Annotated in this window: 14 protein-coding genes and 2 pseudogenes; 6 read left to right on the forward strand and 10 right to left on the reverse strand. The window is 56.5% G+C overall.

Features of this window, described 5'->3' with window-relative positions:
• Positions 1-60: 60 nt before the first annotated feature.
• Positions 61-537: pseudogene (locus F1C16_RS22510) on the forward strand (glycosyl hydrolase); the annotation flags it as partial.
• A 300-nt stretch (positions 538-837) separates the two neighbouring features.
• On the opposite strand, the gene F1C16_RS22515 reads toward F1C16_RS22510, so the two are convergent.
• The 6 genes from F1C16_RS22515 to F1C16_RS22540 form a co-directional block, all read right to left on the reverse strand.
• Positions 838-1248 carry an IS1 family transposase gene (locus F1C16_RS22515; protein ID WP_185284746.1) on the reverse strand — a complete coding sequence of 137 codons (411 nt, stop codon included), beginning with the start codon at positions 1246-1248 and terminating at the stop codon, positions 838-840.
• A 66-nt stretch (positions 1249-1314) separates the two neighbouring features.
• A complete protein-coding gene (locus F1C16_RS22520; RefSeq protein WP_185284747.1) occupies positions 1315-1551 on the reverse strand; it encodes a hypothetical protein in 237 nt (78 codons plus the stop codon).
• A gap of 254 nt (positions 1552-1805) precedes the next feature.
• Complete coding sequence (locus F1C16_RS22525; RefSeq protein ID WP_185284748.1) at positions 1806-2942, reverse strand: S8 family peptidase; 1137 nt, start codon at positions 2940-2942, stop codon at positions 1806-1808.
• A gap of 32 nt (positions 2943-2974) precedes the next feature.
• Positions 2975-3367 (reverse strand): hypothetical protein, encoded by a 393-nt coding sequence (locus tag F1C16_RS22530; RefSeq protein ID WP_185284749.1) that lies wholly within the window; start codon positions 3365-3367, stop codon positions 2975-2977.
• A 176-nt stretch (positions 3368-3543) separates the two neighbouring features.
• Positions 3544-3801: a hypothetical protein gene (locus F1C16_RS22535; RefSeq protein ID WP_185284750.1), complete on the reverse strand. Its 258-nt coding sequence runs from the start codon at positions 3799-3801 to the stop codon at positions 3544-3546.
• Between the two features lie 224 nt (positions 3802-4025).
• On the reverse strand, positions 4026-6431 hold the full coding sequence (locus tag F1C16_RS22540; protein ID WP_185284751.1) for a T9SS type A sorting domain-containing protein: 2406 nt from the start codon (positions 6429-6431) through the stop codon (positions 4026-4028).
• 240 nt (positions 6432-6671) lie between these two features.
• Here F1C16_RS22540 and F1C16_RS22545 point away from each other — a divergent pair, with 240 nt between their 5' ends.
• From F1C16_RS22545 to F1C16_RS23460, 5 genes are all read left to right on the forward strand, one after another.
• Positions 6672-6812: a hypothetical protein gene (locus F1C16_RS22545; protein ID WP_185284752.1), complete on the forward strand. Its 141-nt coding sequence runs from the start codon at positions 6672-6674 to the stop codon at positions 6810-6812.
• 342 nt (positions 6813-7154) lie between these two features.
• Positions 7155-7379 carry an IS3 family transposase gene (locus F1C16_RS23455; RefSeq protein ID WP_374940621.1) on the forward strand — a complete coding sequence of 75 codons (225 nt, stop codon included), beginning with the start codon at positions 7155-7157 and terminating at the stop codon, positions 7377-7379.
• Positions 7380-7500: 121 nt separating this feature from the next.
• Positions 7501-7824 (forward strand): integrase core domain-containing protein, encoded by a 324-nt coding sequence (locus F1C16_RS22555; protein ID WP_185284754.1) that lies wholly within the window; start codon positions 7501-7503, stop codon positions 7822-7824.
• 579 nt (positions 7825-8403) lie between these two features.
• On the forward strand, positions 8404-8598 hold the full coding sequence (locus tag F1C16_RS22560; protein ID WP_185284838.1) for a hypothetical protein: 195 nt from the start codon (positions 8404-8406) through the stop codon (positions 8596-8598).
• On the forward strand, positions 8513-8770 hold the full coding sequence (locus tag F1C16_RS23460; RefSeq protein ID WP_185284755.1) for a T9SS type A sorting domain-containing protein: 258 nt from the start codon (positions 8513-8515) through the stop codon (positions 8768-8770). Before F1C16_RS22560 ends, F1C16_RS23460 begins: the two co-directional genes overlap by 86 nt.
• Positions 8771-8851: 81 nt before the next feature.
• Here the strand turns inward: F1C16_RS23460 and F1C16_RS22570 are convergent.
• From F1C16_RS22570 to F1C16_RS22585, 4 genes and pseudogenes are all read right to left on the reverse strand, one after another.
• Positions 8852-9739: pseudogene (locus F1C16_RS22570) on the reverse strand (IS3 family transposase); the annotation flags it as partial.
• Entirely contained in the window at positions 9706-9897 is a 192-nt protein-coding gene (locus F1C16_RS23465) for a hypothetical protein (protein ID WP_185284756.1), read from the reverse strand. The pseudogene F1C16_RS22570 and the gene F1C16_RS23465, both read right to left, overlap by 34 nt.
• Positions 9898-10400: 503 nt before the next feature.
• Positions 10401-11078 (reverse strand): recombinase family protein, encoded by a 678-nt coding sequence (locus F1C16_RS22580; RefSeq protein WP_185284757.1) that lies wholly within the window; start codon positions 11076-11078, stop codon positions 10401-10403.
• Between the two features lie 880 nt (positions 11079-11958).
• Positions 11959-13158 (reverse strand): replication initiation protein, encoded by a 1200-nt coding sequence (locus F1C16_RS22585; RefSeq protein ID WP_185284758.1) that lies wholly within the window; start codon positions 13156-13158, stop codon positions 11959-11961.
• Between the last annotated feature and the right edge of the window lie 557 nt (positions 13159-13715).

Here is a 13715-nt window from a genome sequence, read left to right on the forward strand (position 1 = left end):
ATTTTCCAGCAGCACGTATTCTGGTGAGCCGGTCGGCCCGGCCCCAACGGCACGGCCCGCCTCTACCAAATCACCCACGACTACCTGCGCAACACCAAAGGGCTCACCAACCTCATCTGGGTGTGGAACGTGCAGGATTTCAGCTACCTAGCTTCGGGCCTGGCCAACTACAACCCTGGCAGCAGCTATTGGGACATGCTGAGCCTGGATATGTATTATACGGATGGTCAGGGGTATACCACGGCCAAGTACAACGCCATGCTGAATGCAGCCGGCGGCAAGCCCATTGCCATCTGCGAATGCGAAGTGCTACCCTCCCCGAGTCTACTGGCGTCGCAACCAAAGTGGAGCTTCTTTATGGGTTGGTCGGAGTTGGTATTTGAGAAGAACTCGAATGCCACTATTCAGAACACGTTCTGGGCCAACAATGTGCTCGTGCGCGATGAAATGCCGGGCAGGGGGGCAGCGAGCAGCATCAGAACACTGGTTAGGCCCACAAACCACCCGGCAAAAAGCGTTGGGGACGCGGCGAAGTAGCATAAGGCGATTCCAGCTGCCCCGGTCCCCAGTGAGCAAAGCAGCCACGCGGGCGTCGCCGCTCTATTCCAACTCAGCCTAGGAGATTGGGCCACTAGTGTGCAGAATCCAGTGGCCCACAACAGAAAAGCGCTCAGCCAGTACAACGGTCCAACATAGGCCGTCACCGAGCCCAACGCCACCGAGAGGAACGTGAGGGTCCAAAGAAGGGCCAGCAGGCGTTTGCGAGTCATAACGGAAAGATAATGGCGCAAGCTCTAAACACCAGGAATCAACCCAGTATTTGGCGGTGGTGGTGGTCTACGAGGTGGTGCATCGTCGGTTATGCTCATCAATGACGAGTTGAATGCGCACGTGATGCATGGCCAGCGAGCGGCTGAATGAGCAGGACTTACGCACGAGCACGGCGCAGCGCTGGCGCAACGAGCAATTGATCGACTCGACAATGCTGGTCTGCCCGCTGCCTTTGGCGTGGGCCCGGTGGGCGGCCTTGGGTAGCACGCGCCGGTAGGCTTCCCAGGCGTCGGTATGGTACCAGGTGCTGCGGCGGTAGGGAGCGGGTAGCGCCCGCCACAGGCGTCGGGCCGTGGTGACCCCACGCCCGCCCAGCACCCAGGCCACGATGCGTCGTGAATGGCGCTCGACGGCCAGCCAAAGCCACTTTCTGCGCCGTTTGCGCCCCACAAACGTCCACATCTCATCTAACTCCAACTCTTTCAGGCGTGGTGGCAGCGGGCAACTAGGTGGGCTAGTCTGCGCTTTTTTTTGCCAGTTTGGCTACGTTCCGTTCATGCGGGCCATGCCCGTGGCCTGCACAATAGCGCGTTGCGAGACCCGCTCGACGAGCAGCTTCTCGACCTGGGCATACTGGGCGGCTTTGCGCGGAGCCGCCGGCTCAAATACCGCCTGATGGCAGCAGACAAGGCATAAGTATTTGGCTTTGCCATTACTATGCCCATTCTTGCGAATGGCCGTGCTCCCGCACTTGCCACAGGAAAGAATAATCTGGATCATTCCTCAAAATACAAAAACCACTCTTTAGACCACCGCCAAGTTTTTAATACAATCTGGCGTGCTGCGCAACGACGGCGACCTGCGCCGACGCGTATGGCGCCGTATTGGGGTTTAATGCATTCTATGTTTCGTGTAACAAAAAAGCCCTCTGGCACTACGTCAGAGGCATTCTTTCTTTCTGAGCTCAGGCTATTCAATGAACAGCTGACGGCCCGTGCCGGTCACTGCTAGCCAGTAGGTTCCCGGGGGTATGGTTAGGGGCAACTGGAGCGTGGCTGTCGCCAGCACCCGGCGGTACACCACTTGGCCGATGCTGTTAACGATGCGCACCTCGTGGTGCAGCAGGCGGGAGTGGTTGTTTGTAGGGTGAGGTAATGGCTGGCTGGGTTGGGAAATACCTGGAGCGCTGAGGCAGCTATTCGCGGAGCGGTGGCACTCGTAACCACGGAGGCCAGGGCGCGGGCGGCGTTTACGCGGCCAAACCCGTAGTACTGGTCCCAGACGGCAACATCTTCGCTGGGCGGACCAATCTGGTCATCAGCGGTTGATTGCAGTGTGGTTTTTATCTGCGCGGGCGTCAGTTGGGGCCGGATGGTCAGCAGCAGCGAGGCGAGGCCGGCCACGTGCGGCGTGGCCTGCGAAGTGCCGCTCCAGTAGCTGTTGTAATCGGTGTTGGAAGTGTGGCTCAGACCGTAGATGTAGTTGCCGGGCGCCACCACTGAAAGGTGGGCCCCATAGTTGCTACCGCTGGTGGCGCTCCAGAAAAAAGGACTCGTGCGGGCGTCGTTGGGGTTGGTAGAGCCCACGGCGATGACGCCCATCATGGCGGCCGGGTAATAGGGAGTATTGCTGTTGGTGTTCATGTTGCAGGCCACCACCACCACGCCTTGCTGGTTGGCAAAGGCGATGGCATCCTGTAGGAACTGCGAGAACGAAAGGCCGCTTATCGACATGTTGATGACGCGGGCCCCGTTGTTCACGGCGTAGAAGATGCTACTGATCCACCAGGAATAAAAGCCATCTTTCTGAGCATCGAGGCCTTTGCAAATCAGTAGTTTGCAGTCCCAGTTAACCCCCGCGTAGCACAGTGAATTATTGCCCGAAGCCCCAACGATGCCCGCGATGTTGGTGCCATGGCCTTGGTCATCGGTGGTATTGCTGGTGTTGGATACAAAATTCCAGCCCTGCACATCGTCAATGTAGCCATTGAGGTCGTCGTCAATATTATTGCCGGGAATTTCCCGACGATTGCGCCAGATGCGACGGTCAAGTTTGGGGTGGTCCAGCTTGCAGCCGGTTTCGATGATGGCCACCGTCACGGAGGAGTCGCCACGGGTGATGGCCCACCCGCCCTCCATGCGGATGTCCGCCCCGGGCCGGGGAGAGCGCAAAGAAATCCGTGTTTTTTAGGTTCCATTGACGGCTATATAGGGCGTCGGTCGGTACGACGCCCTATATAGCCACCACCCTGCCCGGCCGCGTCTAACTCCACGTAGCGGAACAGGTTGGTCTGCTCATACTCTTTAACCGCTTGCTCACCATTGGTGCCCGCGGGCAGAGTGATAAGGTACAGGGCCGGCGCCGCAACGGCCGCCCCCCGGCTCTGGAGGCGCCCCCGATTCAGGGCCTGCACCTGCACCGCTCCGTGGCGGCGGTTCAGCTGTTCGAAAGTCTGCTTTTTGGCCGTGGCCGAGGAGGCGGCCGCTGCGGGCGCAAGGTCGTCGATGAGCCGCACGATAAGGCGCGGCGCCGGCGCCATTCCCTGACTATGAGCACCAACTCCCATGGTCAGCAACAGGGCAAGCGTGGTAAACACCTTTTTCAATAGAGAAGAAGCAAAGGGAGTAATAGGAAGGAGTAAGACGCCTAAAAAAGTACTTCACGAATACAATAAGAACCGATTAGTACGGGGTCGTGTCATAGTGAAGTTTAGTAGCGATAAGGCCGGGTTATCGAGCCTTATACCGGCAGATGCTCGAACGGTCTCTTCCTCTAATTTTTCTTTTTCGAGGGAAAATCTTGGGCGCGCATTAGAATGCCGTCAGCAGGGCGGCCGGAGCGTCGAAAGGCTGCGGTGTCTTGCACGGCCGATACTGACGCCGTGCGTGGTGGCGTGGTGGCCCGTTTGGGGGGAGGGACTCCTTTCCCCGGGCGGGCGTTCGGTGCAGGCGTTGGCGTTGTTTGGGCGGCAGCAGGACCGTAGAAGGCTGCTAGCGTTACACCCAGCAGGAAGAGGGGGTTGAATTTCATGAACAAGGGGGAGGTGAGAGGGTGAAGATGCTGATTATTAGATGTATGGACGTTCAGGCAACCGGTGATTTTACTAAAGGTTATAAGCCCACTAGATCAGGATGAGTCACCTGCCCAACCCCAGCCAAGTAAGTAGCAATGCCAACGACGCAGCCAAGTTGCGCGAGGTGCTGGCTGGCTAGGACATACCGTAAGTTGTTTCGTGAAAAAGCCGTATTAGTGACCTACTCCACCACCAGCCGAAGAGTATGTGTCGCCACGGCAGTGGCCGTCCGCACAAAATATAGACCCGGTCGCAAGCCTGTTAGCGAGAGGTGAGCAGTCGTTGCCGTACGGAGCAAGCGTCCCTGCGTATCGAAGACCTGCAGGGCGACCTTCCCCAAAGGGAGGCCCAATACCTGTACTTGGTCGCGCGCCGGGTTAGGCGCCAGTTGCCAAGGACCAGGACGACGGCCCGCACGGCTACTAAGCGTAACGCCCCCCGTCGGAACATTCACCGGGGAAGGGTTGGCAATCGGCTGCGCGAGTTGCCCACTCCGGTTCAGGCCCCACGCCCAGAGCTGATCATCCGTGCGAATCGCCAGCATAAAGTCCCGCCCGATGGCGAGCTCGCGCCAACTTGCGCCAGTAGCTACCTGCACTGGCGTGTATTGGGTCTGGGTGGTGCCATTGCCTAGTTGTCCCCACTCGTTGAGCCCCCAGGTCCACAGCGAACCATCCCCGCGCAGCGCAGCCGATACATAACCCGCGGCGCTCACCTCTTGCCAAGTAGTGACGGTACCAAGTTGTCGGGGCGTGGCTTGCGTGCCCCACGTGGGATTCCCTAATTGCCCCCAACTATTACTCCCCCAGGTCCACAACGTACCATCCGTGCGCACGGCCAGACTGTGCTCCCCACCGGCCGCGATGCTGCGCCAGGTGGTGGTAGTCCCAATGGATACTGGCTGCGGCTGGCTGGTCCGCGTACCGTCCCCGAGTTGAGCACTACTGTTATCGCCCCAGGCCCACAGCGTGCCGTCCGTGCGCAACGCTAGCGTGTGGCGCTGCCCCGCGGCCACGCTGCGCCAAGTGGTGGCCGTACCGACTTGCGTCACGGGGCTATCCGTCGAGCCGGCTGTACCCAATTGCCCCTGGTTGTTGCTGCCCCAGGTCCACAGCGTACCATCGGTGCGGATCGCCGCCACATGGTGATTACCTGCACTAACCTGCTGCCACGTCGTAGCCGTTCCCACTTGCACGGGAACGAGCGCGCCAGCCCCGCGGCCAGTACCCAATTCCCCCTGGTCATTACTTCCCCAGGCCCAGAGAGTGCCATCGGAGCGGATGGCCAGCGTGGTAGTATTGCCGGCACTCAGGCTCTGCCACGTGGCTGCGCTGATTTGCACCGGGGTATCGTGCCCGCGGGTGGTGCCGTCTCCCAACTGCCCCTGCTCATTGCTGCCCCAGGACCACAATGTGCCGTCGGAGCGAATCGCGACGGTATGCGCGACGCCCGTGGTCACATGCCGCCACAGGCTGGGAGGCGCCACGAGAACGGGGGTAAGCTGCAACCCCGCATTGTTGCCCAGCTGGCCGTACGAGTTATCGCCCCAGGCCCAGAAGCCCCCGTTGTTTTGCACGGCAACAGTGTAGTCTGCGCCCGCCGCTACCGCGTTCCACCCCGTGGCGTTGCTGACCTGCCCGGGCTGCCGGCGCGGGGTTGTCGTGCCATCGCCAAGTTGACCATACGTGTTATCCCCCCAACTCCACAGCGTCCCGTCCGTGCGCAGGGCCACCGAGTGTTGCTGACCGGCGCTCACCTGTTGCCAGGTCGTCGCGGACCCCACCTGCTGTGGGGTCGTCTGTCGGAGAGTGTTGCCCGTGCCTAGTTCGCCAGCAGCGTTGCGGCCCCAACTCCAAAGCGTACCATCCGTGCGCACGGCGAGCGAATGCTGGCCCCCGGCGGCGATGCGCTGCCAGGTGGTGGCAGTGCCGACCTGTGCGGGCTCCCAGTATGGGCTCCCAGTGGTACCCAACCCTACTTGCCCTTCCGCGTTGGCGCCCCAACTCCACAGCGTCCCGTCCGTGCGCAAAGCCAGTGTATGGGCACCGCCGGCCGCCACGCTGCGCCAGGTCGTCGCCGTGCCAATTTGCCTGGGCGCTGCCAGCGGCCTGGTCGTACTCTCGACGCCTACTTGTCCCTGATCATTTCTCCCCCAGCCCCACAGCGTTCCATCGCTGCGTAGGGCGACTGCATGGTCCGCCCCAGCTGTTATGCTTTGCCACGTATCGGTACCGATCTGTACGGGTATCGTCTGACTATACGTCCCGTCATCTGTGCCCCGCTGCCCGGAGTCATTGCGCCCCCAGGCCCAGAGCGTACCATCCGTGCGCACGGCGACAGTGAAGCCATCCCCTACGGCAACCGCCTGCCAGTTGCCCGCCGCTCCCACTTGCGTCGGGGTACTCTGATTGGTGAACGTACCGTGCCCTAATTGCCCATACGTATTGTCTCCCCAGGTCCAAAGCGTCCCGTCCGCGTGTATAGAGGCCGTATGGGCATCACTGGCCGCAACCTGTTGGGCCTGCGTGGTGCTGACAACGAGACAAAAGCTGAGTAAGAGTCCCCAAAAAAAGCGGAAGAAAGTCATACCAAAGAAGAAAGAAATACGATGAAGATAGAGATAGAAAAATGGGATGGGTGGAGTGTAGTAAATATACAACCACTACCATATTACAATTATTGTGTAGCTGGTTAAGCGAGCTCCTAAAGCGTCGGAGTGAGGGTTTCTACGCCAAGCAGGATACGGTACCTTTGATCTGGGCTAAAAGGGTAAAATTGAGGTGGTCGAGTAAATCTGGACAGAATAGGTTTTACTCTTTCGAACGCCATGAAAGTCAGCCCCCCACCCGCCAAGTGTCGGCGCTATGACGTCGCCTTCCGCGCCGAAGCGTTGCGCCTAGCCAGCGAAAGCCGCTCGACTCAGGCGGCTGCCCGTGCGCTCAACATCAGCCCGAAGTTGCTCTTATAAATGGCAGAAACAGGCACTCACGCCGGTCGCGGCTGCCCAGGGCGCGGAGTTGGACCCGGCCACGGCGGCTGAGGTAGGCCGCCAACCGGCGGCAGGCGCAGGAGTTAGAAATTTTAAAAAAGCCATTGCCATCGGAATGCTGTAGCCGCATTATCGCAGACACCGGACCAATGAGCCGTTACCCTTTCATCGACGCGCAGCGAGATCACTACCCCGTGCGGCTGCTCTGCTAGCTAGCGGCAGTGCCGGCCTGTTGCTGCTACGCTTGGCAACAAGCTCAGCAGCAACAGGCCGGCACTGCGTGAGCCGGCGTGGGAAACGGCGCTGGTGAAGGCGTTTGGGGTGCATAAGCGCTGCTATGGTACACGTCGGCTGCGTGTCGAACTGCGCCGCAAGGGCTATCACGTGGGGCGGCAGCGGCTCCGCACGGTCATGCGCCGCCGGGGCTTGCACGCGCTGCAACCCAAGGCCTTTACCCCGCGCACCACGGACTCAACCCACGGGCTGCGCTGCGCGCCCAACTGGCTGCTCCACCAGCCCAAGCCGACGCAAGCCAATCAGGTCTGAGTCAGTGACATCACGTATCTACCGCTGACCAACGGCGAGTGGGAGCTGACATGCTCGAGAAACTGATTACCATGGCTTTGCAGCGGGCTTCTGGGAGCAACCGCCTACCCCGGGCCTGCTCGTGCACTCCGACCGCGGTGGGCAGTATTGCGGCAATGTCTATCGGCAACTGCTGCACGACCACCAGACCGTGCGCTCGCAGAGCCGGCGCGGCGACTGTTACGATAATGCCCAGGCCGAAAGCCTGTGGTCACGCCTCAAAACCGAAGTGCTCGAAGTCCGCGAGCGGCCCGTTTTTGCTGATCTAGCGGACGCCCAACGCAGCGTCGCCGACTATTTTGATTACTATAATCACGAGCGCCGGCACTCCCGTATCGATTACCAGACGATGTATCACAGTCATCAACAGTTGACTACACTTAGTACTCTAAACTGTCCAGCGTAATCGGACCACCTCAAATACAATCCCAGCAATAACAATAAGCCAGTTTAAATTCGTTGCTATTCTCAGACCTGTCCAGGAAACAGTAGTATGCTAATCAAGCTTTCTCAGAAGCTTGATTAGCTGGCGAATAGTCCGGTTCTGGTTTTTGTCTATTTTTATGGGAAGAAACTATCTGCGGCTCTATTCTCCCTGACAAGAACACGCCGTATGTCGACTTCATGACGTACCGGACGGAATCCCTGACCTCGTGTGGGACCAATAAGGCACGCCGGGCCGCCTTGGTTTTCCAGTAGCTTTTTGATACGTTGCTCCGCTTATACTTATCTGTTTGTTCCGACTATCCCTTGTTTCCTTATTCGATCCTACGGCCGTTGCTCCTGCTGCCGTTCTGGGCAAGTAGTGCCTGTCAGGCCCCATCCTACCGTTACCAGCCCTCTCTCAAGCCGGCAGCGCTTATTCCCGCCGGATCCCAATACGTTACGTATTACTTGGAAACGCAATGGCGTACCGTTTCTGCGCCGGCAGGGACAAGCGGCGGTACCGTTAGCCTCGCTGCAGGAAGGCACCAACCGGATTCAAGTGGAAGTTGTAGATACGACGGCGCTGACCCGGCAGAATCAGCACTTACGGCAGCACCTATATGTGGTCGACTGGACCATCACGGGCGTACAGGTGAAAGCAACGCAGCATGACTACCAGGTCAAAGTTTATCCCAACCCCGTGCGGGAGTTCATCACTCTACACACTGCCCACCAGTGCCCAGGTGGATTTTAGCCTCTATGATGTGAGCGGGCGGAAGGTAAAGACCGTGGTTCGGCAGACTCAAGCGGCCAGGCAGTATCAATATCAGCTCACTGCGCAAGAAGCGCACTTGCGTCGGCCTGGCCTGTATGTGGTCGTCCTGGAGTTAGACGGACACCGCATCAGCCAAAAAGTCCTGCGGTAATAGCCGTCTTCTGTTCTTTGGTAAACTTACAAGAGAGCAATCGAGTCGTTTTGGGGTGGTCTAGTGAAAACGGACAGTGCGCTAAGATATGCTGATTTGAAAGTCGCATTCGAATTGGTGCGGGGAGCGGTAGCCCAGGGCAGAGTGGCGGCGGTCCAGGTTGAAGTAGGTGTCGAGGTAGTAGGCGACCTCTAAATGGGCTTCTTCAAGGCTCGCAAACGCGCCGCCATAGGGTAGCAATTCGGTTTTAAGCGTGCTCCAACCGGCCTCGGCCTGGGCGTTATCATACGGGTTGCCCGGCCGGCTATAGCTGGCCAGTGCCTGGGCTTTGTCGATGCGCGCCCGGCAAGCTGAACTGGTATATTGACTACCACGGTCGGTGTGGATAATGAGGCCCGGAGCCGGCTGGCGTAGTGTTAGGGCTTGCTCCAGTGCCCTGAGTACCAGTTCGGTGGGCATCTGCTGGTCCAGGTGCCAGCCCACCACGCGCCGCGAACAGGCATCGCGCCACGTGGCCAAATAGCACCAGCGCCCGCCCACCAATGGCAGGTACGTAATGTCCCCGACCCACACCTGATTGGGCGCGGTGGGCGCGGGCTGGCCCAGGAGTAGGTTTTCGGCCACAACGGCCGCGGGGTCGGCTACGGTGGTACGCGGGCGTTGCGGACGGGTGCTCAGCGCCTGCAAGCCACAGCGACGTAGCCAGCTGCGCAACGCGTAGCGCCCGATGGTGTGTCCTTCCGCCCGCAGACGCCGGGTGCCATAGCGCTGGGCATGGCGTGAAAAGGCGGCGGTAGCCGCCGGCTCCCAAGTGGGCGTCGGGCGCGCTGCCCGGCTCCGCCACTGATAATAGCCAGCGGCACTGACTTCCAGCACGCGGCAGAGCACCTGCACCGGGTCGGTAGCCATAGCCTGCTCAATAAACTGGTAACGGCTCATGGTTGAGGTGGTTGCGCAAAGATGGTCACGACTTTTTTTAAAATGTCGCGCTCCTGTTCCACGCGTTTGAGCTCGGCACGCAAGCGCTTTATCTCGTCCCGTTCCGCACTACTTGGTACGGCCTCGGCTAACGCCTGACGCTGCCAGCGGCCGAGTAAGGCCGGCGACAGGCCCTGGGCGCGGGCCACATCGGTTTACCGGGCTCCGGCGGCTACCTAGCGCACGCACTCGGCTTCAAAGGCCGGCGTATAGTTCTTGCGGGTTAGCGGCGAGCCGCTTGGAAGGGTTTTGTCGGGCATGAGCAGTGGAAGATAAGACTTCGAACTGCCTGTTTTTACTCGACCACCTCACCATCAATTCGAATGCGACTTCCAAACCAGCTTATTTTAGCGCATTGTCCGTTTCTACTGGACCACCCCAAAATATGGCTTCGATTTGCTCGTAGCTCCTCCTAGCCAACGAGAGCTGGGTACAGAATATGACAAGGCACTAAATATTTTAAGAGACACTACCGCTCCTGTTCGAATCCTTGAGGAAGGAGACGACTTAGTTGATTATTCAGAGAATGCTGCTCATTATTTAGTTAGCAGTTCATCTGATTGAGGTATTTAAAAGCTGTTGAGTAATCTGCTACTACTTTACTGTAATGGGCTCTTTCATTACAGTAGCAGGAAGTAAACTTACTGTCTCATTAGGCTGGTGGAGTGGCGATTTCCTGTCGTAGCAGTAGTCGGCGGACAGCAGTAGCATCAAACCTTTTACCCCGGCGCGTGCAATACTCTCCGCTGTTTAGTTCCTGCGCAATTTGTTGGAGAGTATGACCCTGTTGGCGCAGGAGCACAGCTAAGCGTGTGGCCTGCCGATTCTCCTTGTTTTCCCGGGCATTTCGCTCTCGCACCTGCTGGCCTTGCCGGATGGCAGTGGCCGTCAAGTTAGCGGGCTGACCGAGGGCAATACCGCGCGCCTTAAGAGCTGCAAGGGCTTCTTTGGTACGTTTACTAATCAATTCCCGCTCGTGCTGGGCCAACACGGCAAAGATGCCGACCGTGAGCGTATTAGCGTCGGGCATATCGCAGCAGACAAAATCTACTCCGGAGTCGCGCAAGGCGAAGATGAAGCCCGCGTTGCGGGAGAGGCGGTCGAGCTTGGCAATGAGTAGGGTTGCGCTAGTACTTCGGGCGTGAGCAATAGCAGCCAGCAACTGGGGACGCTGGTTTTTCTTGCCACTTTCCACTTCCGTATAGTGCGTGAGTACGTGAGCGGGTGGTCGAACATACTGTGCGACTGCGTGCTGCTGGGCTTCTAGACCCAGTCCGGAGGTACCTTGTTTCGTGGTGCTAACCCTATAATAAGCAATATACTGGGGCATGAGGCGAAGATAAACCAAAGTTGTCATTTTATAAACGCCCATTTGTAAAATGACAATTGCTTCCTCGTTTCCTTTCAATCCGTAGCATAGGTATATGTACTATTAACATTTATAGTATATAAAAGTACAAATTTATTCACTAATATACTGTGATGTACTATTTAATATTCAGGCAACGACTAAGCTAGTTTGCGCATCTCATTGGTATTCTTTGCCTAAAGAATTTATACTAAGGCCAATTCAATATTTCAAATCCAAAGCTCTCAAATATCAGCCGCTGCGCTTGTACCAACAGTCGGGTTGACCGGCGGCCACGGCCATCCACCGCCAACGCTGCTCAACCACATTCAGCCAAGTCACAGACGCCCGCGGACCGACTCCTGCCAACGGCGCCAGGTTGCCCAGTTTTAGCCCGCAAACGGCGGGTGCCGTAGCCCGCCAACTGCCACGCAAACTATTTGTACATAGCCACTTGCTAAGCCAGTTATACCGGCCTCTGTCGTCGCTGCGACGCATAGTATAGTACGCTCTTGGCCCTACGCACAGCACCTACCAGAGCTGGCGTACGCGTACGTGCGACCGGCGCTGAGCTATGTACTGATAAGTGCTCACCGGGTGGCTGGCTGAGCCTGCGCCTACAGCAGGCAACTGACCAAGGCTTTTTTTAAAATATCTAACTTCTGCTCGGCTCGTCTGAGCTAGGCGCGCAACTGCCGCGCTTCCGGGTCCCGAACTACTTCCATACTGCTCACTTCGGCCACGAGCTGCGCCTGCTGTCAGCGGTAGAGCCGTTTGGGGTTGATACCCAACTGCTGGGCGGCCCGGCTCTCCACGGCTAAGTGTAGCGCCGCAAATTTATATACTATCCCCTTAATTACTATTATTGTTGTCTTATTACCCAATCTTTACCTTCCTGATCTTTGCGTAGTACAAATCCTTGGCTTAAATAAACTCGCTGTAAATGCTCTTCGAATGTAGCGTCAGGAGTCTTCTTTTTTTTGACAAGGGTTTGGTACACTGGCTCTAATTCACTCACCCGAAAGCGTACTGATTCTTCCTTTTCCAAAACCGCTACTTGACGTAATTTCTTGCGCTCTTGAGCCTGTTGGTATTCTGTAACTAAGTGACATTTCGTAATAGCGGTAAAAACGGCTCCTGCTAGGCTCTTTACTTTACCCAGCCGGTGTTTTTCACGCTGCGCCTTCACCACAAAAGTCACATATTCGGATTTTATTGAGCCTTGTTCTACTAGCTTCACAATGGTAGCCAAGCTGCTAGGTGCCAATCCTACTTGATGCAGTATCTCTTGCCAGCCAGAAGGCGACGCCGACAACGGTTCCACTAGCAAAGGCATCTGTTTAAAAATGAAACGAATCTGGAACACGCTTTTGCCTTGCCGAATTAGTTCATACTCAAACGGTAGATCTGTTTGGCTCAGTTCGATCTGTGCCTTATCCAAAACTCGAAGCCTAAACAGAGGGAATTGCTTGTATTGACCATCTAGGTTTAACAAACTCTTCAGTTCCTCTACACTTATCACGCGATTACCAAATGTGGAGTATTCTTTCAAAAGCCAGTAAATCCGGTACGAGTGGGGACTCTTCAGCTTGAGTAACTGCACTACCTGGGCTTTAGTGAAATTGCGGTGCAGTTGCAGTAGATACGGCATCACTTCATCGTTGAAGCGTACCCGCAATGCTCCTTCCTCGCCACGGTATTTGGCATAGGCCATCAACGGAATCTTATCGAAGTCGGGTGAGTTGCGACGCTCTTTACGTTGGGCCAAGGTAGGACGCTCAATATGCAAAATGCGACTTACTAATTGGTCGCACATGCTGGCTACCTGCTGATAGTCCTTGCTACTAGGCCGACGCCCCGACAAAGCCACAATTTCGGTGAGCGGAATACACATTTCCCGAAACTCACTGTCGTCGCGCCCGATACGGGAAAGCATAGCCATAAATAGGCGCATTTCCACAGTGCTAAGATCAAAGCGAGCATTTACCAGCGCATTGTGCTGAACTACAATTTTGCCGCTAGGCTCCTCAGAAGGGGTAGAGTCGAACAGAACTGTTTGCATCGTCAAGCACTAAGTAAGAGAGCGAAAGATGCAAAACGTTTACATCTATTACAACTCTTATTACCTGTAATAGATACAGAATGTATTGGTGCGCTTATTTTCACCCACCAGTCGTGCTTTATTTTCACCCACCAGTCGTGCTTTTGTAATACCAACTCCCATCCATCCTTGCCTTATCTAGCTCTTTTCGTGCTTTTGTAATAGGCTGTCGTGCTTTTGTAATAGGCTGTCGTGGTTTTTGTAATAGATTGTCGTGGTTTCTGTAATAGATGCTGCGTGGTTTTTGTAATAGGTTGTCGTGGTTTTTGTAATAGGTTGTCGTGGTTTTTGTAATAGATGATGCGTGTAAGACATTGCCTAACAAACAGTTGTGGATACTGTAAACCTTATAAACCTTATAAAATAAGGAACAACCTCTTTAAAAGGTGAAAGAGGTCGTTTTTTTAATTGAAAAGGATAACCCATGCAAAATCAGTTAGCAAGCCGCTGTTGACGCTAGCAAAGGCTTAGGTTTGTTGCGCCGCGCGGTCGTCGTGGTTTTTGTAATAAGTGCTCCT

This window comes from Hymenobacter sp. NBH84 (genome assembly GCF_014217645.1).
In the GTDB taxonomy this organism is placed as follows: domain Bacteria; phylum Bacteroidota; class Bacteroidia; order Cytophagales; family Hymenobacteraceae; genus Hymenobacter; species Hymenobacter profundi.

Excerpts from the sequence above, each read along its gene's own strand:
- F1C16_RS22535 (WP_185284750.1), bottom strand. The coding sequence starts at position 3,801 with ATGAAATTCAACCCCCTCTTCCTGCTGGGTGTAACGCTAGCAGCCTTC.
- F1C16_RS22585 (WP_185284758.1), bottom strand. The coding sequence starts at position 13,158 with ATGCAAACAGTTCTGTTCGACTCTACCCCTTCTGAGGAGCCTAGCGGC.
- F1C16_RS22540 (WP_185284751.1), bottom strand. The coding sequence starts at position 6,431 with ATGACTTTCTTCCGCTTTTTTTGGGGACTCTTACTCAGCTTTTGTCTC.
- F1C16_RS22520 (WP_185284747.1), bottom strand. The coding sequence starts at position 1,551 with ATGATCCAGATTATTCTTTCCTGTGGCAAGTGCGGGAGCACGGCCATT.
- F1C16_RS22545 (WP_185284752.1), top strand. The coding sequence starts at position 6,672 with ATGAAAGTCAGCCCCCCACCCGCCAAGTGTCGGCGCTATGACGTCGCC.
- F1C16_RS22580 (WP_185284757.1), bottom strand. The coding sequence starts at position 11,078 with ATGCCCCAGTATATTGCTTATTATAGGGTTAGCACCACGAAACAAGGT.
- F1C16_RS23460 (WP_185284755.1), top strand. The coding sequence starts at position 8,513 with ATGACTACCAGGTCAAAGTTTATCCCAACCCCGTGCGGGAGTTCATCA.